The organism is Sphingomonas sp. PAMC 26605, assembly GCF_000241485.1.
Classification (GTDB): Bacteria; Pseudomonadota; Alphaproteobacteria; order Sphingomonadales; family Sphingomonadaceae; genus Sphingomonas.
Genome location: NZ_JH584243.1, coordinates 90,121 through 116,791, shown reverse-complemented (window position 1 = coordinate 116,791; position 26,671 = coordinate 90,121). Strand labels below are relative to the sequence as shown.

The following is a 26,671-nucleotide window of genomic DNA, read 5'->3' as shown; positions in this document are numbered from 1 at the left end:
TAGCCCGAAACCGCACGCACATGTCATGCTGACCATGCGCGACATAATGCCCGACGGTTTCGGTAATAAGGTCGTGGCTTGGAACGACCGGGCGCTGTTGCAGCACTGGCGGGAAGCGTGGGGCGCGCACGTCAATGAACGACTGACGGAGCTGGGGATCGATGCGCGGATCGATCATCGTTCTTATGCTGAACAGGGCATTGAACTGGAGCCCCAACACAAGATCGGCCCGGCAGCGGCGCGCCGGCCGGGGCAGGGGCTGGAAGCCGAACGGATTGAGGATCACCAGCGCATTGCGCGGGAGAACGGCGCGAAGATCATCGCAGATCCCAATGTAGCGCTCGACGCGATCACGCGTACGCAGGCGACGTTCACCAACCGTGACCTGGCTATGTTCGCGTTCCGGCATTCGGACGGCAAGGAGCAGTATGACCAGGTGATGGCTGCTACGAAGGCGTCACCGGAGTTGGTGCCCCTTGGCGAGGACGGGAGAGGCAACGAGCGTTTCACGAGCCGCGAGATGATCGCTGTGGAGGCGCGGCTTGAGCGCTCGGCTGACAGGCTTAGCGGGACCAGGGATCACTTCGTCGCCGCTACTCGGGTTCACCGCGCACTGGACGCCGCGGAGGGCAGGGGGCTTACCCTTTCGGGCGAACAGCGTGACGCGCTTGGGCGGATCACCAGCGATGACCGTCTTGCCTCTGTCGTTGGCTATGCTGGCACAGGCAAGTCGGCGATGTTGGGGGTTGCGCGCCAGGCTTGGGAGGATGCCGGCTACACAGTGCGGGGCGCAGCGCTGTCCGGCATCGCGGCTGAAAACCTTGAGGCGGGGTCGGGCATCAGCTCGCGCACCATCGCCAGCCTGGAGTATGCGTGGGGGCGGGATCGCGAACAGCTGGGGCCGCGTGACGTGCTGGTGGTCGACGAGGCCGGGATGATCGGCACGCGGCAGATGGAGCGACTGCTGTCAGCCGCGGATCAGGCCGGCGCCAAGGTGGTGCTGGTGGGAGACCCTGAGCAGTTGCAGGCGATCGAGGCGGGTGCGGCGTTCCGGTCGATCAGCGAACGCCACGGGGCGGCCGAGATCACCGAGATCCGCCGGCAGCGGACCGACTGGCAGCGCGATGCGACGCGCTGGCTTGCCACGGGCCGCACGCCGGACGCGATCCAGGCATACCGCGACCAGGACATGGTACGCGATGCCGATACGCGCAGCCAGGCGCGGGCGGTGCTGGTGGGTAGCTGGGATCGGCAGCGCCAGGCCGAGCCCGACAAGAGCCGGATCATCCTCACACATACCAATGCCGAGGTGCAGTCTCTCAATGAGGAGGCGCGTGAGCGGCTGCGGGCGTCGGGTGATCTTGGGGAGGATGTGGCGGTACAGACGGATCGGGGGACACGTCAGTTCGCGTCCGGCGACCGGATCATGTTCCTGCGCAATGAGCGGTCGATGGGGGTGAAGAACGGTACGCTGGGCACGGTCGAGCAGGTGTCGGCCGAGCGGATGGGCGTGCGGCTCGATGACGGGCGCCAGGTTGCCTTCGACGTGAAGGACTATGCTGCGGTCGATCACGGCTATGCCGCCACCATCCATAAGAGTCAGGGTGTAACGGTCGATCGTACGCACATACTGGCGACGCCGGGGATGGACCGGCACGCGGCTTACGTCGCGCTGTCGCGGCACCGAGACGGGGTGCAGCTCCATTACGGCCGTGACGACTTCGCTTCCGATGCGAAGCTCGCGGCGGTGCTGTCGCGCGACAGGGTCAAGGACATGGCGGCCGACTATGCGGTCGAGCCTGACGAGGCCGCCCGTGCTTTCGCGGACAGACGCGAGATCCGGTTGCCCGAACGGGTGCGCGAAATTGTCGAGAAGGTGGAGGCCAAGGCGCGTTCCATGTTCGCCGGGTTCAAGCCGAAGCTGCAGGAGGCCGCTCGTTCCGAGCATGTGCCCGAAAGCACGAGCCGCCCCGGCGAAACCAAGGCGATTCAGCGCTATGCGCGGGCCGTGATCGACATCGCCGGCATGCAGGACAAGGGCCTGCCGGTGCTGCCGCATCAGGAGACGGCACTCACCCGGGCTGGCGAGGCGCTCGACAAGACCCGGTATATGGGCGCGCACGACCTCGCGTTCGCGATCGAGCGTAATCCCAAGCTTGGGCGCGACGCCGCGGCTGGTGACACACGCGGCGCATTGCGCGGCATGGCCGAGGAAGCCCGCGTGCGGGCCGATCCGGCGCTTCGTGCCGGGCGGTTCATGGAGCGCTGGCAGGCGCTGTCGGTCGAACGAGGTGAGGCGCGTACAGGCCCTGCGGCACACCAAATGGCGATAATGGTGGATGACCTCTGGCACGATCCCGCATTGCGGATGGAGCTGGAACGCAGCGCACCCGAACTGGGGCTTGGCCGGGAACGGCAACCGTCGCCCGAGCAGATTCTCGAGCGTCAGATGAAGCTCGAGCGCGACCGCGATTTGCAACAGGATCGTGGTTTAAGCCGATAGGGAGAAAGGCGAATGGCGGACGGCGAAGACGAGGCAGCACGGGCGTTCGAGGACCTTCGCGCTGAGGTGACGCTGATGCGCCGAGCGATCGAACGCCTCACGACCGAGCGCGTCGAGCTACCGGAGGGACCGGACTATTCGGAGACGCTGGGCGTTATCTCGCATAATCTTACCGCGGTCGCGCAGCGGATCGATGCACTGGTGAAGAGCCCGGCGCTCGCGCTGACGCCTGCAGAAATCAATCGCCAGATCATAGAAGTCGGTACCGCGGGACGGAGCGAGGACCGCCGCGCTATCGCCGCTGCACGGCAGGTGATTGAGGAGGTCGCAACGAAGATGGGCCGTCAGCTGGATTCGCGTGTCCTGGCGGATGAGCAGCGTCGGCGGGTCCGTCACGTCGGTCTGGCCTGTGGTCTGGCCTGTCTCGTAGCAGGTATGTTCCTGTGGGCGGTCCTCGCCGGTCCGATCGTGCGCGCCATGCCGGCAAGCTGGCTATGGCCGGAATGGGTGGCGGCGCGCACGTTGCGCATGCCGATGTGGGAAGGCGGTCAGCATCTGATGCGGGCTGGCTCGCCCGAAGCGTTCGCTGGCGTGTTGGCGGGTAACCGGCTGACGATTGCCAACCGCGATGCGCTGGACATTTGCCGCAAGCAGGCAAGCAAGGCGAAGAAGGCGGTGCGCTGCGCGATCCAGGTAAAGGCGGAGGACTGACATGGCGGACATACCCGAAGGCGATCGTGATGCGGTCCTAGCCCTGGTCACCGAGGCGCTGCGCGATGCAGGGCAAACAGCGCCGCCCCTGGAGGCCGAGCAAGGCGACTGGCTGCGCGGGGATGCCGAATGGAGTGGACCCGACAAGCATGGTTGGGTGGCGCTCGTTCCCGTCGGTCTCGATGTATGGGTGCCGAAAGCCTTGGTCGCTTGGCAAGTGGCGCTTCGGTCGGACGGTCTCCTCCCGCCCGAGTGGATGGACGACCCGCGCCTTTCGCTGACGCGCTGGCCGGCGATCGAGGCGGCGGTGCGTCGCCTGTACGCCGCAGCGGAGGTCTGAGGATATGGTGAGCACCCTTGCCGGTATCGGCATCGCGCTCAGCGCAGCAGCGTCGGTAGGCGCCTTCATTCGGAGCACGGCCAGAAAGAACAAGCGCCCCACCATAGGATCGATCCTCGTCGCGCTGTTCGTAGTGCCGTTTGTGGCTGCCACGGTGTCAGGCCTGACGGCAGCTCCGCCGGAGTTGCTCGGTCGGATCCCGGGTCTGTCAATCTTCGCTTGGCTGGCTGCGACAGCCATACTCGTGGTGCTGTGCGCAACCGGCGGTCACTTTCTGGCTTCGGTCATGGGTGAGCACAAGGGACCCCAAGCCGGCGACGTGATGCGCGGCGCGAAGCTCTCTACCGCCGATCGCTGGCACAAGCGCACGCAGCGGATACAGGCGAAGGATGCCGGTGTTGTTTCATTGGCAGGGCTGGCGATCGACCGTGCCGACGAGCCCAAGCACTTCCTACTGATGGGCACTACGGGCACCGGCAAGTCGGTCGCGATCCGCGAGATGCTGCGTGGCGCCGAAGGCCGCGGCGATCGGGCGATCATCGCCGATCCGGATGGCGGATTCCTGTCGCGCTTCTACGATCCCGCCCGGGGTGACGTGATCCTCAATCCGTTCGATGCGCGCTCGGCTGTGTGGGACATGATGGGCGAGGTGCCGAGCGACTTCGCAGCTGAGCAGCTCGCCGCCTCGCTGGTGCCGAGCCCGGGCGGCAATGCGGATGCGACATGGGCGGCCCGCTCCCGCACGCTGCTGACCGCGATCCTACGCCGTGGCCGGCTGACCGGCATCGACACGGCCGAGATCTACCGACTGTTCGCTATCGCCGATCGCGATGAACTGCGCACCATGCTTGCCGGCACCGCTGCCGAACCGTTTCTGGCCGAGGGTGCGACGCGACTGTTCGACAGCGTGCGCTCCTCCAGCGGCGACGCGATGAGCGCGCTGGAATATGCCGCGAGCGCCACAGGCGGGGCGCCGTTCTCGCTCACGCGCTGGGCGTCAGATCCTGCCGACCGGCGATGGGTGTTCCTGCCCTACCGAGCCGATCAGATAGCAGCGCTCAAGAGCCTGATCGGGCCGTGGATGCGTCTCGCCATCTTCGCGACCATGAGCCGGCCCGAGGGCGACACGACGCCGACCTGGTTCGTTGCCGACGAGTTGGATGCGATCGGGAAGATCGAGGGGCTTGATGACGCGCTCCAGCGCATCCGCAAGTTTGGCGGCCGGTGTGTGCTGGGATTCCAGACAATCGGGAAGGTACGGGCGCTCTATGGGGACGGTGCTGCCGCGGCGCTGGTGGAGAATTGCAACTCCAGGTTGATCCTACGCTGCGCGGGCGGCGACAACGCCAGCACCGCGCGGTTCGCGTCGTCGCTGATAGGTCAGCAGAGCTATATGCAGAGGGGGTTCAGCGAAGGTGACGGACCGGGCGGTAAGAATTTCGGGTCTTCCCTTTCAGCGCACACCGACGATGCCGTGATGCCGTCCGAGATCGAACGGCTACCGGATCTCTCGGGCTATCTGAAGGTTCCGTCTCGGCCGGAGTGGTTCCTGGCAAAGGTGGCCTACCGCGATATGCCGCAGCGGACGGCATCGTTTGTGGGCGTATGAGGCCGGCCGTGAGCGAGCTGCGATCAGGCTGAAGCTAGCTTCGGTCTCGGATTGAGGAGGCAGGAGGCAGAGCGATGAGCGACGAGGCCGGTGACACGGCACCCGACCTTCCGGAGGCGTTGCCAGGTCCAGACCATCTCCGATCCCAAAGCGCTGGAGCGTCACTTGCTCAAAATGTTCGAGCAGGGGAAGCCGCGCTACGCGGATTCTTTGATGCTGATGCCGAACCATGGAATCTCTTGCCCGAGATGGTGGAAGACTGTGGATAGGCGTCGAAGCTGACCTCACCTAAATCTTACTAAACCTATGTTAAATATAATAAATCCGGTATTGGAGCGGGTCCCGATCGGCGCCGATCGCCCCCCCCCCCGAAAAATCATAGTCCTTCAGGCTTTCAAATAGTTGCGCTGGGAAAGAAATGCGTCCCGCTTCGACGCTTATCCACATTGACAAGTTCGGGTTCCGAGCTAGCAAACATCGCCAAATCCTTTTTCATCGCATGGCAAAACAATAGGCGATATTGGTAGGCGATTACACAGGTTCAAAGTCGGGCTCATTCACAGGAAAAGTTGCGTGGCATACGAAACGGTCCCGCTGCCCCATCGCATGGAGCTTTCCGATGCGGAGATGATCGCTCGCGCCAAGGGGTTTTATCAGGAGATCAAGCGGCGCCACACTGTGCGCGATTTTTCCGATAAGCCGGTGCCGCGTGCCGTAATCGAACAATGCCTGCTCGCGGCGGGTACGGCGCCCAATGGCGCCAATCACCAGCCGTGGCACTTCGCCGTCGTCGGCGACCCCGCACTCAAGACGCGCATCCGCGAAGCGGCGGAAGTCGAGGAGCGTGCTTTCTACGCCGGCAAGGCCGGGGCAGAGTGGCTCTCCGCGCTCGAGCCGGTGGGCACCGACGCCAACAAGCCGTTTCTTGAAATCGCGCCATGGCTCATCGTCATTTTCGGCCAGCGCAAGGGGACCTATGAGGGCAAGCTGCGCAAGAATTATTATGTCCCCGAATCGGTCAATATCGCCGCCGGGTTCCTGATCGCCGCGCTGCATCATGCCGGGCTTGCAACCCTCACTCATACGCCAAACCCGATGGGGTTCCTGAACGAGGTGCTCGACCGGCCCGACTATGAGAAACCCTACATCCTCTTGGTCGTGGGCCACCCGACCACCGATGCCACGGTGCCGACTCACGCGAAATACAAGAAGCCGCTGGAAGATATCGCGAGCTTCCGCTGAGGTCGGCTGCTGCTACGCTCCAGCCGGCTACGGTGCAAATGAGCGTCGAACTTGGACCCGCGCTCCGAGCGGCACCAACGGCCATCGGGCTCGCTACATAAGGTGGAAGACGGCGTCGTCGTGCCGATTCTCTATCGCAATCCTCGCGGCGACGTCGCCGGCTCCGGAAAAGGCGGCGTCGGCTAGTTGCACCGTGGTACATCGCTATGCCAAGCGTTCGCCCCATCGTTCGATATAGTCGCGTCGCTCGACGCGGATCGAGCGCCTGGCATCTAGCAGCGGTAGCAGCCCTACCGTGCCCAACCAGTCGCGGACCGACGTTTGATCGCCTGCCGCGAGTCCGTCCACCACGTCCGTCACCCTTTGCCAGAGGTACAGCATGTAAGGCTGAAACCCGCTGGCGAACGGCACGTCGCGGAAGCGTGTCTCTACCGAGCCGATGATCCGCTGCTGCGGCTTGTCGGTGACGGGCGCCCCCTTCTCGGGGTTCGCCTCCTCAACGAAGCGGCGGAGCCACACCGCCTTGTCGGTCAATTCGGGGAACAATTCCTCTGCCATGTGGCGGAACAGCGGCTCCAGCGTTTGCGGCACGGCATCATCGGACAGGAACCCGGCCGGGCGGTCGCCATATTCCGGCATGTCTCCATCCGGCGCGTTCATCCGCTCGACCCAACGCGCGACTTTGGGGGCGCGCCGTCTCATCAGGTCCGCCGGTACCGGATCGCGTCCGAGGTGCGCGAACAGTGGCCCGAGCAGGCCGTAGTCGCCCAGAGACGCCTGGCCGCCGAACAGATACGGGTGGTTGGCGAAGTGGCGCTCGAGCAGATCGAGGAGGGTCAGGTATGATGTCTCGATCGCCGGAATTGTCTCCGGCACCACGCCCAGGGTGGGCAGGTAGGATTGCATTCGCGCCATTGTCCTGGCCGCCAGGTCCACGCCCGCCCCGCCCGCGAACGCATCCATCAGGAAGGCCCGCTGCTCGTCGAGGTAGGACCAGCGGTAATGCATCGCGTGACGCGTCAGGCCGACGACGGCGTACAGCTCTGTGATGTGCGCCAGCACGCGTTGCCGCGGTCCGGGTGGGCGCGCCGACAAGCGCACGCCCTGCTCCTCGAAATGATCGAGGATGTCGACGGTGTCCTGGAGAACATGATGGTTCGGCGTTACCACGACTGGGATGATGCCGCGCCCGATCACGCGCACAATCTTCGCAAAACGAGCGTCGGCAGGCGTGCGCTCGACATAAGCGATACCCTGCTTGCGTAGGTAGGCGCGGGTCTTGCCCGTGAAGAGCGAGTGCGGAACGCCGTAGAGGATCAGCGGATCGGACATGATCGTGGGCGTGCCGCCTCACGATCGGAAGCGCAAGGGATGTTGTCGGGCCAATGCAATCCGCGACCTGATCGAACAGCAGGGTGCTGTGCCCAATATGCCTTTCAAGGCCAACCGGCGCCGGGAAAGCTGCTTCTCGCGCACCTCTACAAAGGCCGAAACGCGGTCGAGCCAATGTTCTGCCGCCTCAAGAATGATCGCAGCATCGCCGCTCGCTACGACAAGCTCGCCACCAACTTCTCGGTGCTATCTACCTCGTGGCCGCCGCAACCTGGTGGCTATGAGTCCGAAGCCGAGCGTCTACCAGGTTCCGGTTTCAACCGCTGCGTTGGAGCGTGTGCCGAAGCAAGCAAACTCAGAAACCGATCCTTGATCGGCAAGCATGCGACAATGCGCTTGTTCGCATGTGGTCGAAAACACGATACAGGCCCGGCTCGATCTTTAAGAATTAGGAGAAATGCAGCTCGGGCCGGCCGTGCTCCACCGTTGCGGTCGCTGCGGTCGCAACCGCGGCGCCGGCGCGCGTTACGTAATCGACCGTGCGGAACGCCGTCTGCCAGCGTTCTCGGTCTATATCACATACAAGATAGCCGCGTCGGTCATTGGTATATTTAAGGAATGGATTTTCGCGGAGAATCCGGTCGGTTCCCGAACGGCTATCGGCCCCGTCGCCCCCCGAAGAGATCGACGTGCTGACGAATTCCACGCCGACGGCATTGCCCTGACCACCTTGACGCCGGAGCTCACCGGCAAAATTTTGATGCTCGTCACCGGTCAGGACGACCACATTGCCGAGACCTTCGAACATCGCCAGCACCCGTTCGCGCGGGGCGTTGTAACCGCCCCAGCTATCCATGTTGCGCAACGGTTGCGGCTCGTCGGCAGTCCGCCGGTCGAGCGGCATCATCATCACCTGCTGCGCAATCGCGTTCCATCGCGCTGATTTTTGTTTGAGGTTGCCCGCGAGCCAAGCCTCTTCCGGTCGGCCCAGGATTTGCGCGTTGGCGTCGTCCCAGCCCGCGCAATGCGGCTTGAAGCCGTCGCCGCACGGCTGGTCGGTGCGAAACTGGCGCGTGTCGAGCAGATGGAGATCGAGCAGGTCGCCCATCGTCGCACGGCGATAGATCTGCATCCCGCCCGGTGTCGGGAAAGACGCGCTGCGGAACGGCATGTGTTCATAATAGGCCTGGAAAGCTGCCGCGCGCCGCAGCCGGAAAATCTCGGGCGGGGTGCCGTTCTGATCGATATCGCCCACCCAGTTGTTTTCGACTTCATGGTCGTCGAACACGGCGAACCACGGCGCCGCGGCGTGCGCTGCTTGCAGGTCGGGATCGAGCTTGTACTGTGCGTAACGGCGGCGATAATCGTTGAGGCTGTAGAGCAATTGCCCTTCATGTTGCCGCACGGGCGGGCGGGCCGCGCCGTCACCCCCAACGCGGACCGGGCTGCCCGCGCCTTCATAGATGTAGTCGCCATAGTGGAAGACGAGATCGATCGTCTCGTGCGCCATATGGCCATAGGCCGTGTAGAAGCCTTGTTCGTAATTCTGGCAACCGACCACGGCGAAGCGCGCCCGCTCGAGCGCGCCGCCGCGGGGCGGGAGCGTCACAGCGCGTCCGCGCGCGGAACGCTCTCGCCCGATCGTGAAGCGATACCAATACGGGCGAGCAGCCTGCAGCCCGGCCACTTCGACATGGACCGAATGGGCTAGTTCCGGGCGCGCAGGCGCCGTTCCCTTGGCCACGATCGTTTGGAAACGCTCATCGCTCGCGACTTCCCAATCGACCGGCATTGGCACCATCGGCATGCCGCCATGATCGGCCAGCGGCTCGGGCGCCAGCCGTGTCCAGATCACGAACCCGTCCTGGGTCGGGTCGCCGGAGGCCACGCCCAAGCGGAAAGGATAGCTAAAGAAAAGCTGCTGCGCGCGCAGGATGGCCGGTGCGCCCGCCACGGTACCCAGCACGACCGCGCCACCCAGGATTTGCCGGCGGGAAATGGGATTGATCATGGGGGTCACCGTTTGTTGCGATGGTAGGAAGACGAGATCGGCACCGTCGTGCGCTGTGCCCTGGCGAAAAGCTGGTTCAAATAGGCGGCAAGCCGGACGCCGCCCTTTTCCAACTGCTCCTCGAGGATCGGCTTGTTGGTCAGCGCATAGACCGGCGTGATCCTCGGCGCATCCGGATAGAGGCGATCGCGGACTTCCGCGCCCTCCGCGATCCATATGAGCGGCTCCGCCGAGTTCCATTTTCTGTGCATGGCGGGCGTTATCTTGGGACGCAGCCAGGCGGTCCACTCCGAATAAGACAGCTGTTCCTGATCGATCAACCCTGAGTCCCACAAAGCGTGGAGATTGGTGTCGCGATTGCCGAACGTGAGCTTCACATCGTTGCCGCCGCGGTCGATCCCGTTGTTGACATGCATCGGCTGGTGAAGATCGCCGACGATGTGGATGATGAAGCGCAGCGCCAGTTGCTTGTCGGCGAGCGAAGCTCCTGGATCGCGCACCGTTGCAGAGAATTGCTTCAGGGCGGTCACGGCATCGCCCTGCAGCGGCGCGCCGACTTCGGCATAGCTCTTGCCCTTGGGGACGATGACGATGTGATACGGGCCCGCATCTTTCTGCCAGAAGGCGTCCGGGCTGGCGCGCATCTCGTCGGGCCAAGTCGAAGCTTCCGCCATGCTTTCGGGCCCGAGGATATGGGCGACGCCGACTTTGGCCTGGGGCGTCAAATACGTCTCGGCGATCGCGCCGACGATGCGGTGGCCCGTTTTGCCCCAGGCAAAGACCGCCGACGGCACGGCGGCTGCGGCAAGCAATAGGACCGTCCCGACGGCAGCGCCGTATTTGGTCGAAGATCGTTTGATACACGCTGACATAGATGGCTTTCTGGGCTGCCGGGGACGATGGACGGGGCGATTAGAAGCTGACGCGGACGCCGACGCGGATCGTATAAAGTGAGCCCCCGAGGCTGATACTGGTATCGCTGGGCTCAATATATTGCGAGTAGCGATACTGGGCGCAGGCCTGTGAAGGCTGATTGGTGATGGTGGGGCTGGCTGCTGTGCCCGTTGCAACCGGCTGGCTTAGACAAGCGACGCGAACCACCGCCAATGCGGACCCCTGCGTGTACAAAACGCCCCAGCGCGGGTTGATGAGGTTGAGCACGTTTTCCACATCCCCGAACACCGTGAGGCGCGACTTTCCGAGGAAGGTCGGGATCTGCTGCGCGACATGGAGGTCGAGACGAGTGCTGGCCTTGCCGCGCGCGATATTCTTGCCGGCGATCTTGCCCCGGAAATCCTTCAAGGGTGTCCGCTCGATGAGAGTGTCTAACGCCGCCTGGGTCGCGGCGCTGTCATAGCTGACCTTGGCATCACTGGGTCCGATCGGGACATAGAGAAGATAGCGGCTGTTGCCGCCGATCGTCCCGAACACGGGCGAGCGCGTCTGACCAGAATTGTCCTGGAAGGTGTAGCTGTACGGATTGCCCGCCTTGGTTTCACCATAAAGGCTGACTGACGTCAGATAATCGCCGAAGAACGCATGTTCATAAACGGCATTGTATTTGAACTGCCATTTCACCTGATTGTCGGCGACACCCAGCGCGGGGACATTCGGGTCGCTATAAACCGAGCTGTTGTAATTGGAGAGTGCGACCGACGCGCTCGAGGATGATCGTTCGGTAATGTCCGATATCGTGTAGCTGCCGTTTAGCGACAAGCCGTTCTTCCACGATTTATCGAAGCGAACAACGCCGATATGGCTGCGCCCGGCAGAGGTGTTGAAGATGACGAAATCGCCGCTGCCGCTATCTTGAACGCCCGGAAAGACGCCGTAGCGGGAGCGCCCGTCCGGCAGCGTACCCGTCCGCACCGAGCGGATATCGGCGAACTGCACCTGACTGCGTTGCTTGCCGTACAAATAGCTCAGACCGAGATTCCAGCCGTCGCCGAGCGGGCCGAGATTGAACTTGTAGTCGGCCGACAGCGTCGCGCGCCACACCGAGGGGATCCGAAAATCGGGCGAGATAGCATCGGTTTCCGCGGACTGCAGCGAGGCGATGTTGGTCTGCAGATAGGCGAGCAGAGCAGGATTGAACGAAGTCCCGGTTACACCGCGAAGCGAGGCGTCCCCGACGGCGTTGGGGATACCGTTGGTATAGCGGCTGGCGCCGGTCTGCGTGTTGTTGAGATTGACGTTTACGGTATTCGTCAGAATGCCCGATTGGGCAAAGCTGTTTTCGAGATAGACGGTCGGAGGAGTGCCGGCATAAATCCCGCCCGAGCCACGGAACTTCAAGCGCGTGGTCGGCTTCCAGTCGAAGCCGATGCGCGGCTGGAACACGCCGCGACCGCTCAGCGTGCCGGTGTTGGAATAGCCGTAGCGATTGATGAAATTGGCGTTGGTGACGGGCTGGCCAATGGTGTCGAACAGATCGTAGCGCCCGCCATAGGTCAGATTGAGATTGGACTTGATCGCCCAGCTGTCCTGCAATCCGAATGTATAGTTGACGTCGATAAAGTCGTTCGTTGCGTCCGCCGCATTGCCCGAGACCGGACGTTGCAGCGTCAACGACGAAGCGTTGCCAGCGAGGAAGTCGTTGATCGTGTCAAAATTATAGGCACCCGTGGCATACCGCAGAATCTCGTTGCGGTTCCGATAGCGATCATAGGCGGCGACCAGCTTGATGTTGTGATTGCCGAGCTTGAGCCGCGCTGTGAACGAGGCCTGATAGGTATCTGCGGAAAAGGTGTTGATTTGCCGATTGATGTCCGGGCCGAACACGACCCGAGGAACGCCAGGCGTACAAGCCGTAATGCTCGAGGTATTGGCACCTCCCAACCCGTTAACGGTCGCGCTCGGATCGAGACACACCGTGAACTGCGCGAAGTTGCGGCCGTTGAGCGGCGTTTGGCCGCGCACCGAACTCAGATACCCGCCGCGAAGCTCGGTCGAAAATTCGCTGCTCCAATCGCTGTTGAGCTGGATTTGCCCCGAGCGCTGCAATTCGGTCAGCAGATAGGCATTGGAGGAAAGCCCGATCGATGGGGATGAGGTGCTCGTGCTGGTGTTCTGGGTATTGACGATCGAATCGTAAGCGTTGGTATAAGTGAGGAACAGCTTCTGCTGATCGCTGATGTTCCAGTCGATGCGTCCGACGATCTTTTCATCGACCTCGGGCCGCTGACTGATCGCCACGCCGGGATCGAACTTGTAGAGCCTGTTGGCGATGTCTTGCACCTGCGTGATCTGCGCGCTCGTCAGATTGGGGATCGGGCTGGCAAAGCCCTGATCGCCGGGGCCCGAAGCATTGGGCTGCCCTTGCGTCGTCCGCTCCCCGGTGACCTGGAAGAAGAGCTTGTCCTTGATGATCGGACCGGAGAGGCTCACGCCATAAGTCTGGCTTTGGTTCTGGCGGCTGACGGTCCGATCGGCCACGCGCTTGGAGGTGAGGCCGGGGGTGTTGATGCTCCAGAAGCCAGTCCCTGCATATTTGTTGGTGCCGGGGCGCAAGGTAACGTCGACCACGCCGCCGGTGAAACTGCCCTGGCTGATATCGACTGGCGCCACGCTGACGGCAACTTGCTCGATCGCGTCAAGCGGGATCGGGCCACGCCGCGTCGGGCTTGAATCGTTGTTCAACCCGAATCGATCGTTGATGTTGACGCCGTCGACAGTGAAGGCGTTAAAGCGCGTGTTCGTCCCAGCAAAAGTCACGGTGCCGTTGTTGAAATCGTAATTTGCGAACGGATCACGGCGCTCCACCTCGCGCACATCGCGATTGACCGACGCGATATTGCGGATTTGCTCGGCCGTGACGACGGTCTCTGGATCCTGCGAGCTCGCGCCAGAGTGCAACGATCTCGCGGTAACCACGATGTCGGACGCTTCCGCCAGCTCTACCAGGATGTCATAAGGCTGCCCGATCGCCGTATAGATGTCGGTGACGGCCGCGATCGAACCCGTCGTGCTCGCGACCAGTTTGAAGGGGCCGCCAGCGCGCACCCCGGCCACCTGAAAGCTACCGTCTGGCGCCGTCCTTGTCGTCGAAACGGAACCGGACGGTAAATGCGTCACCGTCACAGTTGCGCCCGAAACAGGATTGCCCGCATCCGCGACTTTTCCGCGGATGATGGCGGTCGTTTCTTGCGCATACGCAGATACAGGCACGAAGAACGCAGCAATAGACGCCGCGCACAAGAGTTTTGTTCGCATATTTCCCCCCAGGGATATTTCGCATATTATTGAAATGTCTTGCTGGGGCCGCGGTAGATTTCGATTGTTTCACGAAGGTTACGAATATCGACGTGTATGCGTTTCCGTGAATGTTATGGACTATATTGAACGCGTTGGGATCAAAGTTCGCGCGTTTCCCGTCGTGCATTGGGATGGAACTGGGGAAATTCCGCGTCGAGAAGTTGCCCCGCGATCCCGGCAGCGCATCGCGATGTCGGCGCGAATGCGGGCGAGCGGAAAGTTCGACGGTCGTTCCGCCGCCGTTGCCTATGATCCATCAGCGTGCCAACGCGTAAACAATTCGGCCATCGGTGCAAATCGTCTGGACTGTTGACGACAAAGGTGCGCAGCGCATCGTCCGTGACAATCAACAGCTCAGCGCTCGATCAGATTTTGGCAGCGCTCACGGTCAAAGTGGACGAGGTCTCTTTCTGCGAAGTTGCCTCAGACGCTGCGATCTTGATCGAGCCGGAAGACGTTATCGAAGTGCATTTCGTTCTGACTGGCACGCTATTTGTGAAGACGCCAGTCGGCTGCGCCGAAATTTACGCGGGGGGGATTGTCGCCGTACCCCCGGGCGTATTCCATCGGGTCGCCGGCAGCGAGGTACCGGGACGCATCTTTAAGTCGGCGGACGTGTTCAGTGTCCGGCCAAACGGGATGTTCACGCTTGATGCCAGCAGCGACGAACCTGCCGAGGTCCGGATCGTCTGCGGTCACATCCGCGCCGATGTGAGCGGGTCGTTCGGCGCCCTGCAGGGCATGAAAGAGCCGCTCTGCGCGGATTTGCAGGGTGACCCGATCATCCGCGCCGCTTTCGAAGCGATGTTGCGCGAAGTTAGCAGCGTCGAGCTTGGCAGCCGGACGTTGATCGCTGCGCTAATGAAAGCGTGCCTGGTGCTTGCCCTGCGGCGGCACGCTGCGATCAATGGTATCGCGAAAACGCTGCCAGGTCTCTTCGGGCAACCATCTCTCGCGCGAGCCGTTGCCATGGTACTAGAAAACCCGGCTGCACACCATTCCCTCAGCAGCTTGGCGAAAGAAAGTGGCATGAGCCGCTCGAAATTTGCCAAGGTGTTCGTCGAGATGCTGGGCGTAACGCCCATAGACTTCGTATCACGGACTCGGCTCACACAAGGGCGCGATCTGCTACTGTCAACCACATTGCCGATCTCGGATATTGCGACGATGGTGGGATTCGCGAGCAGAAGTTACTTTAGCCGAGCATTCAAGAAGGCTTTCAACGCGGATCCTACAACGCTGCGGCGCGGCATCGGACTGACGCGTATTAAGAGCAATACATTAGGGTCTGATAGATGATGACGTTGCCGCTTTGGGCAATGGGGTGCCGTCTTCTATACCCGTACCGAAGCCGTGCACGCAGTTGCCCGCTGTATAGACGGCTTCGGTACCCCCATCCTGCGACAGTCCGGGCTCGACTACAGCAGCCCCGCACAGTGCGAACTCATTGCATCACGCTGAGCAAATGCCTCTCCGCTTAAGCGGGGAAGTCCACCACAAAGTATCAACGCTGAGCAACCGATAAGACGCTCAGCCGTTTCTTTGCACGCCCGCGCCCGTTCTCACAGGCCCGAAGAAAGGTCGCTCGCGCAAGCCTGTGGATCGGCGTCAAAAGCGGTATCCCGGCAGCCACACTGCAAGCGATTGAAACGGCAGCCGAAGATGTACCAAAGTGGAGCCCCGATCCACGCCGATCCCTATACGGTTTGAGCTCGAAAATCGCGTCGGATCAGTCCGGTATTAAGACTTCGGTGGGGTCCCGCTGTGGACGCCGATCCACAACCGTCACCGGCTCCCCGCGATACTCGCTGTCGACCATGCCGAGTGTGCGCGAATGCGCGCGCGGGCTGACCGGATCGCCGTCGCGCGGGGCGTGCTTGTCAACCCAGCGTTCCAGGAAGGCGGGCGGCTGCGCCGGGAAGTCGGGCAGATCGGGGTCGACCGCGTTCATCCGCTCGACCCAACTGTACAGCGCAGGCGCCTGCCGTTTCATGCGATCGGCCGGCACCGGATCACGCCCGAGATGTGCGAACAGCGGCCAGAGCAGGCCCTAATCGCCGACGCTCGGCCACCCGCCGAACAGATAGGGCATGACGGTGAAATGCGCGTCGAGGAGGCCGAGCAGCTGGTCGAACGACGCCTCGATCAGCGGGATCGTCGCGTCCGTCACGCGGAGCCCGGGGAGATACGCCTGCATCCGCCGCATAACCAATTCCGCGCGTGGATCGCCGCCGGCGGCGCCGAAGGCATGGTCGAGGAAGCGGCGCTGCTCCTCCAGATAGGCCCAGCGAAAATGCATCGCGTGGCGCAGCAGCCCCTGGTTGCCGTAGCATTGCAGCAGCACCGCGAGCAGCCGCTGCCGCGCGCCTGGCGGGTAGGCGCTGGCCGCGAGGTCGCCGTCCTCGAAGCGATCGACGATGTCGACGCTGTCCTGCGTGATCTCGCCGTCCGGCGACACCACCACCGGGATGATCGCCCGCCCGATTCGCGGGCGACGTCGCGCGCGAAATCCTCGCCGTGCGGCGAACATTCGACAAAGGCGATGCCGCGCTTGCGCAGCAACGCGCGGGCGGGCCCGGTGAACAGCGAAGGCGGCAGACCGTAAAGGATGTGGTTGCTCATCCGCGACCGCGGATCGGGTAATCTTTATCCATGACGAACCTCAGCCCGCGGAGCAGCATCTGCAGGTCGGGCCGCGCGAAGGGCGCGTTCGAGACGGCGATCACGTAAGCCTTTCCCGCCGGATCGACGACGAACAGCGCCGGTTCCGAGAACGGCCGGTCGGTTTCCTCGGGCGAGCGCGGCGTCGAGACGTAGGTGCCGAGCGTCGCCATCTCCTCCGAGCTCAGATCGTAGCCGACCGGCACGTGCCATCCTTCCTCGGCCGCTTCCTGTTCCGCGCGCTCCTGCGGATCGGCCGAAACGGCGTAGACGGTGATGCCGGCATCGGCGAATTCCTGCAGCATCCCGTCGAGCGTCTTGAGGTATTGGCGGCACACCGGGCAATGCTTGCCGCGGTACACGACGAGCAGGCGCCAGCCGGCATCCTGCGCCGGGGCGATGCGGCCGCCCCCGACCGCCCGCCAAGACAGATCGGGAAAGTGCGCGCCGGCGGTCATCTTGGCGGATGTCATATCGTTATCTCCTTGAGGTCACGCGGCCTACAGGCGCTTGTTTTGCGGCAAAATATGGTCGCGCGCCTCGGCGTCCATCTCCTGCTTGACGCTGTATTTCGCGGCGAGCGCCGCGACGCGCGCGGCGGCGGGGCGCGCGTTGATCTCATCGAATAGGCGCACCCGACCATGTAGGGGTTCGCCGTCAGCCGGTCGTCGACCAGCTTCCAGTGGCGCTCGGCCTCGAACAGATAGCGGTTGACGGCATAGTCCTTGGGCTCGGGCGCGAAATGTTTGAAATGCACGGTCTGGCCCGAATGGGGCCCGATTCCCGTTGCGACGAACATCAGCCGCGAAAGCACCTGCGCGTGATCCGCAGCCGAACCGTCGGCGAGGAAGCGGCCCGTCTTCTGCGCGAGGTGGAGCAAGATCGCGCTGCTGTCGACCAACGTCGCGTCGCCATCGGTCAGCGCCGGCGTCTTGGCATTGGGGTTGATCGTCAGGAAGGCAGGCGCGAACTGCTCCCCTTGCGCGTGTCGACCGGCACGACCTGATTGGCCGGCCCGGCTTCCTCAAGGAACAGCGCGACTTCGCCGGATTAGACAAGGCGTGATAGTAGAAGATCATCATGTCAGGTCTTCGGGGAAGAGATCAGAAGCGCCCGCCCACTTACGCAGATCGAGTTCTTGCGTCCACGCGCTTCGCGGTTGCGCGATCAGGTGAAGACAGGCGTTGGCGATCGCATACGGGTCGAGCCGGCTGTCGGGGGCGTCCGCGGGATCGGAATTGGCCGCGCTGCGGATCGCGCCGTCGATGATGACGTGCGCGACGTGAAAGCCCGTGGGATCAAGTTCGCGCGCCAGGCTCCGCGCAAGACCACGCAGCGCGAACTTGGCCAACGCGAAGGGCGCCGATCCGGCGAACCCTTAATGCTCGCCGACCGGCCGGTGAACCGCGCCCCGCCATCGCGCGCGCCGCGGCCCGCTCTACGAGGAAGCCGGCGAACGCGCAGACCATCAGCGTCTGCCGGGCGTCGCCCGCATCGAGCGCCGCGATGCCCCCGCGGGCGCGGGCGCTGGCGTTGTAGACGACGATGTCGATCGCGCCGAGCGCTGCCGTGACATCGGCAAACAGCCGCTCGACGTCCGCCTCTTCGGCCGCGTCGCACGGGAAGCCCGCGCTCCCGTTTCCTCGGCGAGGCCTGCGAGCTTGTCGACCCGCCGCGTCGCCAGGGCGACCGCGACCTCGCTTAGCTCGAGCTCGCGCGCCAGCGCCGCACTCAGCCCCGGGTCGGCGCCGACCATGAGCGCTTTGTTGCGGGCGGGATCGGCCATGCAGGTGTTCTTCCGAGTGAATGCGGGACCGATGCGTCCAATTGCGGGTGTGGTAACGTCTGAGCGGGCGTGTCGCTCCCGCCGGCCTGCGCTAGGCACGCTTTGGGGCCGCGGTGAAACGGCGCAGGAGAATAGCGCGTGCACCACAAGACCATCGCCGCCCTGCAGATCGGGTCCGATCCGGCGGGCAAGGCCGCCACGCTCGACCGCATCCTCGGGTCCGAGGAGGCGATCCGCGCCGCACCGTGCGACCTGGTGATGATGCCCGAGGCATTGCTCGGCGGGTATCCCAAGGGCGAGATCTTCGGCACGCGGCTCGGCTACCGTCTGCCAGAGGGACGTGCGGCGTTCGCGCGCTACTTCGCTAACGCGGTCGATCTCGACGGGCCGGAGGTCGATGCACTGGCGCAGCTGGCGACCCGCACCGGCGCGACGCTCGTCGTCGGCGTGATCGAGCGCGGCGGCGCATCGCTCTACTGCACCGCTGTGTTCCTCGAACCCGGCGCGGGACTCGTCGCCAAGCACCGGAAGCTGACGCCGACCGGGACCGAGCGGCTGGTCTGGGCGCAGGGCGACGGCGCGACGATGCTGGTGGTGGCGAGCGGCGCGGGGCGGATCGGCGCGGCGATCTGCTGGGAAAACAACATGCCGCTGTTCCGCGCCGCGATGTACGCGCAGCGCCCCGACATCTGGTGTGCGTCGATCGTCGACGATCGAGACGTCTGGCAATGCACGATGCGCCATATCGCGCATGAGGGCCGCTGCTTCGTGGTGAGTGCATGCCAGCGCCAGCCGTCACCCGAACGACTCGGGCGGACGGTCGAAGGCTGGGATCCGGCTCGTCCGCTCATCAACGGCGGCAGCGTGATCGTCGGGCCGCTCGGCGAGGTGCTCGCCGGGCCGCTGTTCGGCGAGGAGGGCCTGATCGCGCGACGGTCGACCTCGAGACGCTGGTCGGCGCACGCTATGACTTCGATGTCGTCGGCCATTATGCGCGGCCCGACCTGTTCTCGCTCGCGGTCGACGAGCGGTCGCGCCCCGGCATGTCGTTCAGCGGGCGTGAGCCGCCTTCGAGTGGGCGCAACCCGCTCTAGATGCTCGCCCCGCCGTCCACGTCGAGCGTGGTGCCGGTGATGAAGCTCGCCGCCGGACTGGCGAGAAAGGCGACCGCCGCGGCGATCTCCTCGGGCCGGCCGTAGCGGCCGAGCGCGGTCCACCTGGCCATCATCTGCGCGCGGTCGCCGCCATTGTCGGGGTTGAGGTCGGTGTTCACCGGGCCCGGCTGGACGACATTGACGAGGATGCCGCGCGGCGCGAGGTCGCGCGCCCAGCCGCGCGCGAGCCCCGTCACCGCTGCCTTGGTCGCGCCATAAAGCGCCGCCCCCTGCCACGGCACTGTGTGCGCGTTGATGCTGCCGACGATGATGATGCGGCCGCCGTCGTTGATCCGCTTGACCGCCGCGAGCGTGCCCGCGAACACTCCGGTCACGTTCACCCCGAACACCTTGTGCAAATTGTCGAGTGTGTCCTGCTCGATCGGTGCGCCGCCTCCGATGCCGGCATTGTGGACGAGGATGTCGAGCCCGCCGAGCGCGTCTACCCCAGCGCCGATCGCCGCCTGCTGGGCTTCGGCATCGCTCGCGTCGGCCTGGAACGAGAAACCCTTGCGCCCGCTTTCCTCAATCGCCGTCACCACCTCAGCGGCGGCAACGGCATGGCCGGCGAAGGTGATTGCCACGTCGGCGCCGTCGGCGGCGAGCTGTTTGGCGATGGCGGCGCCGATACCGCGGGCGCCGCCGGTGACGATCGCATGCTTGCCTGTCAGGGTCATGTCCATCTCCTCATTGTCGCAACCCATATGGGAACGCGAGACTCCCTCGCCAACCGGGGGCGTCGCTTTCGAAGACGTCGGCGTTGCGCTAGAGGCGTCCGCGCAACCATCTGGAGACAGCGATGCCTGAAGCGCACGAAGCGCTGTGTCCATGGCCGCGCCGGCGGATCGAGGTGAACGGGCGACGCATGGCCTATATCCACGAAAGGGCCGCGCTTGCGACGCTGGCCCTGCTGCTCCATGGCAGCCGACATTGAGCGTCCTCTACCGCGTGATCGTACTTAAGGCTGATCGAGCCCGACTTGATGTACCGGAGCTTCCAGCAGTGACAGCCCGTCGTCCTCATCCACAGACCCGCTTCCTGTGATCGACGCAGATCGGATCGGGGGCCGGTGAAAGAAGGCCCAAAAACGTACGGTCTCATGACTGCCATCTGAGACGCTGGCCGAGTTTACTCTTCCGCTGGCGCCGACGCCAGCGACTGTTTTAACCTTTGCGGGTGTGCCGCGGACTCCTGATCGACGACGATTGATCAAGCTCTCATCCGCGGATTGGTCACCGCACTATCCGGTTGATCAGCGCGAAGTGCCCGAGGTGATTGGTCCCGAACTGCATTTCAAAGCCGTCTGCGGTGTTCCGCTTCGGTCCGGCCATGACCCCAGCGTTCGCGATGATCTCATTTAGCGGCTTTCCCTCGGCCAGAAGCATTTCCGCGCACATGCGCACGCTCGCTAGCGATGCGAGATCGAGCTGCACCATTTCCAAAATCCCAGGTTGCCAAGGCTGAGGGCGGATCTCTTCGGCTACGGTCTTGGCCTTGTTCAGGTCCCGCGCGGTGCCGGTGACATGCGCGCCGTGCGCGACAAGCGAACGGGCTACCTCCAATCCCATTCCCCCCGGAGAAACTCCTGTGACGGAACGGCGCCAAGTGGCGCAAATCATCAACCTGGCACTTTGCCGTGGTCAGCGACCCAATGCGGAAATCGAGAATTCGCGAGGCTGCCGAGAAGGAAGAACGCGACTTTTACGCCGGCCGCGCCGGCGCTGAATGGCTGTCGGCGTTAGAACCGGTGGGATCGGATGCGAGCAAGCCGTTTCTCGAAATCGCGCCTTGGCTCATTGTGATTTTTGGCGCCCGCAAGGGAGTCGAGAACGGGAAGCCGCCAAAAAATTACTATGTGCCCGAATCAGTCGGTATCGCCTCAGGCTTCCTGATCGCGGCGCTTGATCACGCGGGTCTTGCCGCCCTCACGCACACGCCGAACCTTATGAGCTTCCTCAACGAGGTGCTCGAACGTCCTGACCCAGAAGAGGCCTATATACTTCTGGTTCTCGGTCACCCCGCCGAAGGTGCGACGGTGCCGCGCCATGCCAAGGAGAAAAAGACCTTGGAGCAGATCGCGAGCTTTCGGTGACGTTGCGTAATTGAAGTAGCCATCCTCCTGTTTGGTACGGGGTCGCCACGAGCGCGCTCCAAAGCAGGAGGATGTGTGTGAGCATCGAAGCGGGACCCCATTCCTTCTCAGCGCAACCACTTGAAAGCGCGAAAGAATATGATTTTTTCAAGGGATCTCGATCGGCGTCGATTGCCCCCCTAATGTTGGCTTTATTAGCTTTAAAGGATGTTTAGCGGATTTTGGTCGGGTCCCGCTTCGACGCTTATCCACACCTTTCGGACGCTGACAGCAATTTCATAACTCGGTGGCATAACCAAATTTCGAGAAGAGGCCTTGGGAACGGATTTTGGGAAACGGCCGCCAAGAATTACGTGATGGGCGCCGGTCTGCCGCCAGACGTTCCTTTCGGGACGGTGCCGGCAAAAGAGGACGCGCTGTTACTCTCCAGCGTTTTCCCTGAACAACGCCTCTACATTGTTGCCTTCCGGATCGAGGAGGAACGCTGCATAATACCCTGGCGGATGCCCCTTGCTCGTAGGTCGAAGCCCCGGTCCACCGTTGTCGGTTCCGCCAGCGGCCAAGCCCGCCTCATGGAAGGCCGCTACCTCCGCCCGATCGCAAGCTACAAATGCGGTGTGGTTCCGAGTTCCCGCAAGATGGAAGGTATCGATCCAGAAAACCGGGAAGTCGAAACCATAGCCGATGCCTGAAATTTCTGCTTCCGTGCCGACAAACGTGCCTTCGGGTCCGACCTGCATCCTCCGAGTCATGCCCAGCGTTCCTAGCACCGCGTCATAGAAGCGGCTCATTGAACCAATATCGGTTACCCCGATGCCGGTATGATCGATCCCCAAGCTCGCGGCGTTCATCGACGGTTTCCCTTCCAGGCGGCCCCAGATAGCAAATAAGAAGCGCTTTGCATCTACCGCAATAAGTTCACGGAACTTGAACCCCAATAGGGGAAAACCGGAGCGCGAGCCTATCCACAAGCAGCCAGTCCGCTAGCGCCCAGTATGCGACGTCCCAGCTATATGGAGACATGCTCGAACCGATCGCTGCGGCCGCTGGCAATCTGGGCAGACATGGCCCAATGTGCAACTTGCTTTGGAAGCCTGAACTAGGAGCGGCCATGTTGGGTAATCGTTGGGGGATGGTCCCATTCGCATGCGCGGCAGCACTATCGGCCTCGACAGGCGTAGCCCAAACCGCAGGTGACAAAGTCGCCATCATCCGAGTGGTCAGTCAGCAATACGAGTTGTTCGGGAAAAGAGATGCCGTTGGCTATGGCAAACTGTTCACGGAAGACGGCACATTCATTTCAATGCCGGGATTGAAGATCGATGGACGCCGCGACATCACAGACGCCAACGCAAAATTTTTTACATTCATAAACGTCGACAAGACGCGAATGGTATTTAAGCAGCCGCGTATTAAATTCGTCAGTCCGAATACGGCTATAGTTTACAGTCCATGGAGCGGTCTGTGGATGGTTGGCGAGACGCGCGAGGAGTCCGGTTATTTGACGATGGTGATGTGCAAGCAGGCAGGCGGTTGGAAGATCAACTCGGCCACCAATGCTGCCAACGCAATGGGCGCAAAGGATTTCGATCTGGTGGATTACGACCCCGCTGATCCCCGTTGGAATGGGAAGGCGCAATAGACGCGTCGGCTAGGTTTTGCTGACTTCCGCTATAGCCTTCGAACCGGACCGGTCGGTCCGTTTGCCACCACGTCCGGTCGTTGCCGATCGGCGTCGATCGCTTCCCAATTCCCGTGCGACGGCATCCCTGGCCGGTCCAAAAGAAGCAGCCTTACCAACGGCCGGATATTACTCCGCTACGCTCAGCACAGCGTCGGCGTTCCGATGGCCCGCTGCGTCGCCGGCGGATCCAGCCGATCGGGCTCCTATAAACTCGTTGCTTTCTTCCGTCACAAATACTTGGCAAAATTGTAGCGGGTCCGCCGCTTCGACACTTATCCACAGCACCGCCAGAAAACAGGACGGTCTTCTTCTGTGTCAAGTACTCGACACTTGCTGTCGCAAGCACGTAAAGCCGCGACGTGCGAACGACGCTATTGCGCCCGGGCCAGCGCCGTTCCATCCGTTGATAAATCAGCTCTCGTTACGGCAGTGAGAACACGATTGCGCCCGGCTTGCTTGGCGCGGAGCAAGGCCGCGTCGGCTGTCTGTACTACAGTTTTCCATTCCCCATGCACCGGCGCGCAAGCGAGGCCTATTGATGCAGTGACTCGGCCTAGATCGTTCCCCTCGTGCCGGAGCTGAATGGCGGCGACGCGGCTCAGGATTTCCTCGGCTCGCGCTACGGCCGCATCCATCGCCATCCCGGGTAAAAGCATCAGAAATTCCTCGCCTCCATAGCGAAATACGAGGTTTGCATCGCGCACCGCCTCCCTGAGTGTTTTCCCAACCGCGCGGAGTACCATGTCGCCGGCATCATGGCCGTATTCATCATTGAACCGCTTAAAATGATCGATATCGATCATAGCGCAGCAGATAGGAGTTCCATTCCGCTCCGCTTGCGCCAGCTCGCGAGCGAGCACCTCGTCAAGTTGCCGCCGGTTCGGCAGCGCCGTTAGCGGGTCTATCATTGCGAGCGAACGAAGTGCCTCGCGAAGTCGCAGATTATCGAGCGCCAGACCGATGTTCTCAGCGAGCATCTGCAGATAGATATGGTTTAACTCATCGTCGGAACTCGAGGATCGACGTTCGAAATAAAGCAAGCCGAGCGTCCCGTTCTGTCCAGTCAACGGAAGGCAGAGGCTGTCGGGCAGTTCAGGGCCTATAAGGTGATCACAAGGCACATCGAAGCTCGCTCCGGCTGGGCTGTGTACAGCTCCGCGCCGCAAGCCCCAGCAAGCCATCGCTAGAAATTCTTGCTTGGAGTGGGCTGGCTCGAGCCAGGAACACGCGCTGACCAACGCGTTGCGCTGCGCGTCGAGCAGATACAGCCGGCCTGCAAATTGTGGCGCTACTTCTGGAACGAAGCGGCTGACGATCGTTTCCAGTTCGACGACCGTATCGCAGCCCTGCATGCGTTGCGTCATGCGAGACAGGATATCCCGGACGGATCGATCGGCATCGCGCTCACGTTCAAGCCTTTGGCGCTCGATCCCGTTCTCACGGAAGACGCTCAACGCCTGAGCCATATCACCAATTTCATCGACACGCTCGAATGTGGGTGGTTCGGCTTCGTAATCCTGGGCCGCGAGCCGGACGATTACGTCGCTCAGCTTCACGACTGGGCGTAAGACGCGCCTGCGAAACACGAAATACAGTACGAAGAGAAACAGCAGCCCGGTGACCGCCAGCATGACCTCTGAGGTGGTTCGCCACAGCCGCGAGGTGCGCTCTGCCGCGCGCAGGTCATCGGCCGTACGCTGATCCAGGCGATATTGAAATCGCTCCACGGCCGCACGCGACCTATCAAGCTCGCGTTCGTATTCCGGAGCGAACAGAATGCGGATCGCCGTGTCGGGTTGGCCGCGACTTCGTGCCATGATCGCCTGCTGCTGTTGGGCCTGCAAGGCATCTGCCCAGCCAACTGCCTCATGCAGACTGCGCAGCTCATCCGCCTGCGCTCCGGCATCCAGAATATGCCGGGTTCGCGCTTCTACGGGCCCGAGCGCTGTTTTTGCGCTTTGGTACCCCGTCAGGTCGGCAGCATTTCCACTAATGGCATACTGCCGTGCGAGTTCGCTAAGTGCGACGACATCGTCCTCGACAGTCGCTGTCGCTCGATCCAGCGCGTAGCGCTGGCCAACGGCTCCCCGCTCTTGCTCCTGTGCCGAGGATGCCATCAGCATCGTCATGCCTGAGAAGAGCGTCAGCGCGACAGTCGCACCATAAGCCCAGTTTGTGATCGTGGCTAAGCGCATGCCATCATCGTAACGCTCAATGCTTAGCTGCCGGTTAAGGCCAGATTCCGTACCCGATATGCACCGTAAATGTCGGCTGTCGATAAGCTTTGAAAGCGGACGCCAACTTTTCGACAGAACCAACGGTCAGAGCTTGATATTCCGAAGTTCATAGGGAGTTCCGATCGACCTCGATAGGAACTCCCTATAAACTCGTTTCTGTCTGCTGCCACGACGATTTGGCAGAATCGTAGCGGGGTACGCTGCCGACGGCTTTTTACAGGTTTCGCCGTGCAATCAGGGTTGCCAACACCTGTCTGACATCGAAAACTCAGACCCTGAGTGAACAATATGAAATCCAAACGTCGTTAGGGAACAGCTGACAGAGCGGCAAAGGTGAGTGGTAGCCAGCATTTCTACGAATTGGCAGGTTCAACCGACAAAACACTTAAACTTTATGAAGGCCGCTTCCACGACCCGCTCAACGACCTGGGGAAGGAGGAGGTGATTGCCGATATGCTCCGGTGGATGGCCGAACGAATTCCGGCGGTGATATCTCCGACCGCGCCGGGCGCTGCTCCAATGTCCACTTCGCTGGAGGACGCTACCCGCCCCAAGCGCCTATTCTAAAACGACCAGTCGTCGGTCGCTAGTTTTCAAACATCAATCTGTCCCCTGCGAACAACGCGGTCGGAACGGTCGTACATGCTGCCGATCGAAGCAACGTCGATACCGTTTTCGTCGCAGGCGAGGTGAAGAAACGAGACGGCCAACTGGTTGAAATGGATATGCCCAAGATCCGACGCGAGGTCGACCAATCGCTCTCACGCCTTTTCGAAGCGGCAGGACTTCGGCATAACAATCTCGCAGAGCAGTTCGCCCCGTTAGAGCCCGAGCAGCATCAGCCATGGCCAGGGTAAGATTCCGGGGTCTGTAGATCGGCGCCCAAAGCGGGACCCCTCCCTGGGCGAGGCAACTATCTATAATCCTTTGAAAAATATAAGTTATGAGGGGTCCCGATCGGCGCCGATCGGGACCCCTGCCTATGTAAAGATTCGACGCACGATCAATAGCTTGACAACAATCTACCGGGGTCCCGCTTTGGGCGCCGATTCACA

General features: G+C 62.4%; 26 protein-coding genes and 1 pseudogene. 11 read left to right on the top strand and 16 right to left on the bottom strand.

Annotated elements, in window-relative coordinates:
- From traA to RH90_RS19980, 5 genes are all read left to right on the top strand, one after another.
- Window positions 1–2,503, top strand: a 2,503-nt coding sequence (traA, locus tag RH90_RS20000; protein WP_232280446.1) for a Ti-type conjugative transfer relaxase TraA, incomplete at its 5' end; no start/stop codon positions are given.
- A gap of 12 nt (window positions 2,504–2,515) precedes the next feature.
- Window positions 2,516–3,214, top strand: coding sequence for a DUF6118 family protein (locus RH90_RS19995; RefSeq protein ID WP_010188493.1), 699 nt, complete (start codon window positions 2,516–2,518; stop codon window positions 3,212–3,214).
- A 1-nt stretch (window position 3,215) separates the two neighbouring features.
- Window positions 3,216–3,554 (top strand): hypothetical protein, encoded by a 339-nt coding sequence (locus RH90_RS19990; protein WP_010188491.1) that lies wholly within the window; start codon window positions 3,216–3,218, stop codon window positions 3,552–3,554.
- A gap of 4 nt (window positions 3,555–3,558) precedes the next feature.
- The gene (locus RH90_RS19985) at window positions 3,559–5,163 is read left to right on the top strand and encodes a type IV secretion system DNA-binding domain-containing protein (protein ID WP_010188489.1); all 1,605 of its coding nucleotides are present in this window, start codon (window positions 3,559–3,561) and stop codon (window positions 5,161–5,163) included.
- Window positions 5,164–5,736: 573 nt separating this feature from the next.
- Window positions 5,737–6,405, top strand: a complete 669-nt coding sequence (locus RH90_RS19980) for a nitroreductase family protein (RefSeq protein WP_010188487.1) — start codon at window positions 5,737–5,739, stop codon at window positions 6,403–6,405.
- 204 nt (window positions 6,406–6,609) lie between these two features.
- Here RH90_RS19980 and RH90_RS19975 read toward each other — a convergent pair whose 3' ends face one another.
- The 4 genes from RH90_RS19975 to RH90_RS19960 all read right to left on the bottom strand — a co-directional run bounded on the left by RH90_RS19975 (window position 6,610) and on the right by RH90_RS19960 (window position 13,960).
- On the bottom strand, window positions 6,610–7,737 hold the full coding sequence (locus RH90_RS19975) for a glutathione S-transferase family protein (protein WP_010188483.1): 1,128 nt from the start codon (window positions 7,735–7,737) through the stop codon (window positions 6,610–6,612).
- Window positions 7,738–8,185: 448 nt separating this feature from the next.
- Window positions 8,186–9,748: an alkaline phosphatase D family protein gene (locus tag RH90_RS19970; RefSeq protein WP_010188481.1), complete on the bottom strand. Its 1,563-nt coding sequence runs from the start codon at window positions 9,746–9,748 to the stop codon at window positions 8,186–8,188.
- A 5-nt stretch (window positions 9,749–9,753) separates the two neighbouring features.
- On the bottom strand, window positions 9,754–10,560 hold the full coding sequence (locus RH90_RS19965; protein ID WP_232280445.1) for a S1/P1 nuclease: 807 nt from the start codon (window positions 10,558–10,560) through the stop codon (window positions 9,754–9,756).
- Between the two features lie 100 nt (window positions 10,561–10,660).
- Entirely contained in the window at window positions 10,661–13,960 is a 3,300-nt protein-coding gene (locus RH90_RS19960; RefSeq protein ID WP_029625521.1) for a TonB-dependent receptor, read from the bottom strand.
- A gap of 381 nt (window positions 13,961–14,341) precedes the next feature.
- Between RH90_RS19960 and RH90_RS19955 the strand changes: the two genes are divergently transcribed.
- Window positions 14,342–15,301 (top strand): AraC family transcriptional regulator, encoded by a 960-nt coding sequence (locus RH90_RS19955; RefSeq protein WP_010188475.1) that lies wholly within the window; start codon window positions 14,342–14,344, stop codon window positions 15,299–15,301.
- Window positions 15,302–15,731: 430 nt separating this feature from the next.
- On the opposite strand, the gene RH90_RS22280 is transcribed toward RH90_RS19955, so the two are convergent.
- From RH90_RS22280 to RH90_RS24865, 7 genes are all read right to left on the bottom strand, one after another.
- Window positions 15,732–15,995: a hypothetical protein gene (locus tag RH90_RS22280; RefSeq protein WP_010188472.1), complete on the bottom strand. Its 264-nt coding sequence runs from the start codon at window positions 15,993–15,995 to the stop codon at window positions 15,732–15,734.
- A gap of 57 nt (window positions 15,996–16,052) precedes the next feature.
- Window positions 16,053–16,466 carry a hypothetical protein gene (locus tag RH90_RS22275; protein ID WP_157134766.1) on the bottom strand — a complete coding sequence of 138 codons (414 nt, stop codon included), beginning with the start codon at window positions 16,464–16,466 and terminating at the stop codon, window positions 16,053–16,055.
- 154 nt (window positions 16,467–16,620) lie between these two features.
- A complete protein-coding gene (locus tag RH90_RS19945; protein WP_010188468.1) occupies window positions 16,621–17,136 on the bottom strand; it encodes a redoxin domain-containing protein in 516 nt (171 codons plus the stop codon).
- A 27-nt stretch (window positions 17,137–17,163) separates the two neighbouring features.
- Window positions 17,164–17,298: a hypothetical protein gene (locus RH90_RS24655; RefSeq protein WP_269724315.1), complete on the bottom strand. Its 135-nt coding sequence runs from the start codon at window positions 17,296–17,298 to the stop codon at window positions 17,164–17,166.
- A gap of 443 nt (window positions 17,299–17,741) precedes the next feature.
- A complete protein-coding gene (locus RH90_RS24450; RefSeq protein ID WP_010188465.1) occupies window positions 17,742–18,014 on the bottom strand; it encodes a hypothetical protein in 273 nt (90 codons plus the stop codon).
- The gene (locus RH90_RS24870) at window positions 17,962–18,249 is read right to left on the bottom strand and encodes a hypothetical protein (RefSeq protein ID WP_442852479.1); all 288 of its coding nucleotides are present in this window, start codon (window positions 18,247–18,249) and stop codon (window positions 17,962–17,964) included. Before RH90_RS24870 ends, RH90_RS24450 begins: the two co-directional genes overlap by 53 nt.
- Window positions 18,132–18,449 carry a hypothetical protein gene (locus RH90_RS24865; protein ID WP_010188454.1) on the bottom strand — a complete coding sequence of 106 codons (318 nt, stop codon included), beginning with the start codon at window positions 18,447–18,449 and terminating at the stop codon, window positions 18,132–18,134. Before RH90_RS24865 ends, RH90_RS24870 begins: the two co-directional genes overlap by 118 nt.
- Window positions 18,450–18,587: 138 nt before the next feature.
- On the opposite strand from RH90_RS24865, the gene RH90_RS19930 reads away from it, so the two are divergent.
- Complete coding sequence (locus tag RH90_RS19930; protein ID WP_010188452.1) at window positions 18,588–19,583, top strand: carbon-nitrogen hydrolase family protein; 996 nt, start codon at window positions 18,588–18,590, stop codon at window positions 19,581–19,583.
- Here the strand turns inward: RH90_RS19930 and RH90_RS19925 are convergent.
- The gene (locus tag RH90_RS19925) at window positions 19,540–20,280 is read right to left on the bottom strand and encodes an SDR family NAD(P)-dependent oxidoreductase (protein WP_010188450.1); all 741 of its coding nucleotides are present in this window, start codon (window positions 20,278–20,280) and stop codon (window positions 19,540–19,542) included. The genes RH90_RS19930 and RH90_RS19925 overlap by 44 nt on opposite strands.
- Window positions 20,281–20,402: 122 nt before the next feature.
- On the opposite strand from RH90_RS19925, the gene RH90_RS24650 reads away from it, so the two are divergent.
- A complete protein-coding gene (locus RH90_RS24650) occupies window positions 20,403–20,537 on the top strand; it encodes a hypothetical protein (RefSeq protein ID WP_269724314.1) in 135 nt (44 codons plus the stop codon).
- A 298-nt stretch (window positions 20,538–20,835) separates the two neighbouring features.
- Here the strand turns inward: RH90_RS24650 and RH90_RS19920 are convergent, their stop codons facing one another.
- Entirely contained in the window at window positions 20,836–21,222 is a 387-nt protein-coding gene (locus RH90_RS19920; RefSeq protein WP_081477060.1) for an SDR family NAD(P)-dependent oxidoreductase, read from the bottom strand.
- A 17-nt stretch (window positions 21,223–21,239) separates the two neighbouring features.
- On the opposite strand from RH90_RS19920, the gene RH90_RS19915 reads away from it, so the two are divergent.
- Entirely contained in the window at window positions 21,240–21,695 is a 456-nt protein-coding gene (locus tag RH90_RS19915; protein WP_198283479.1) for a nitroreductase, read from the top strand.
- A gap of 419 nt (window positions 21,696–22,114) precedes the next feature.
- On the opposite strand, the gene RH90_RS19910 is transcribed toward RH90_RS19915, so the two are convergent.
- Window positions 22,115–22,666 carry a VOC family protein gene (locus RH90_RS19910; protein WP_232280443.1) on the bottom strand — a complete coding sequence of 184 codons (552 nt, stop codon included), beginning with the start codon at window positions 22,664–22,666 and terminating at the stop codon, window positions 22,115–22,117.
- A gap of 50 nt (window positions 22,667–22,716) precedes the next feature.
- Between RH90_RS19910 and RH90_RS19905 the strand changes: the two genes are divergently transcribed.
- Entirely contained in the window at window positions 22,717–23,337 is a 621-nt protein-coding gene (locus tag RH90_RS19905) for a YybH family protein (protein WP_232280442.1), read from the top strand.
- Between the two features lie 413 nt (window positions 23,338–23,750).
- Here RH90_RS19905 and RH90_RS19900 read toward each other — a convergent pair whose 3' ends face one another.
- Window positions 23,751–25,574: a diguanylate cyclase gene (locus RH90_RS19900; RefSeq protein ID WP_010188445.1), complete on the bottom strand. Its 1,824-nt coding sequence runs from the start codon at window positions 25,572–25,574 to the stop codon at window positions 23,751–23,753.
- Window positions 25,575–25,937: 363 nt separating this feature from the next.
- Between RH90_RS19900 and RH90_RS19895 the strand changes: the two are divergent.
- Window positions 25,938–26,183 (top strand): annotated as a pseudogene (locus RH90_RS19895) (hypothetical protein); the annotation flags it as partial.
- A 26-nt stretch (window positions 26,184–26,209) separates the two neighbouring features.
- Here RH90_RS19895 and RH90_RS23690 read toward each other — a convergent pair.
- Complete coding sequence (locus tag RH90_RS23690; RefSeq protein ID WP_157134765.1) at window positions 26,210–26,371, bottom strand: hypothetical protein; 162 nt, start codon at window positions 26,369–26,371, stop codon at window positions 26,210–26,212.
- Window positions 26,372–26,671 lie beyond the last annotated feature (300 nt).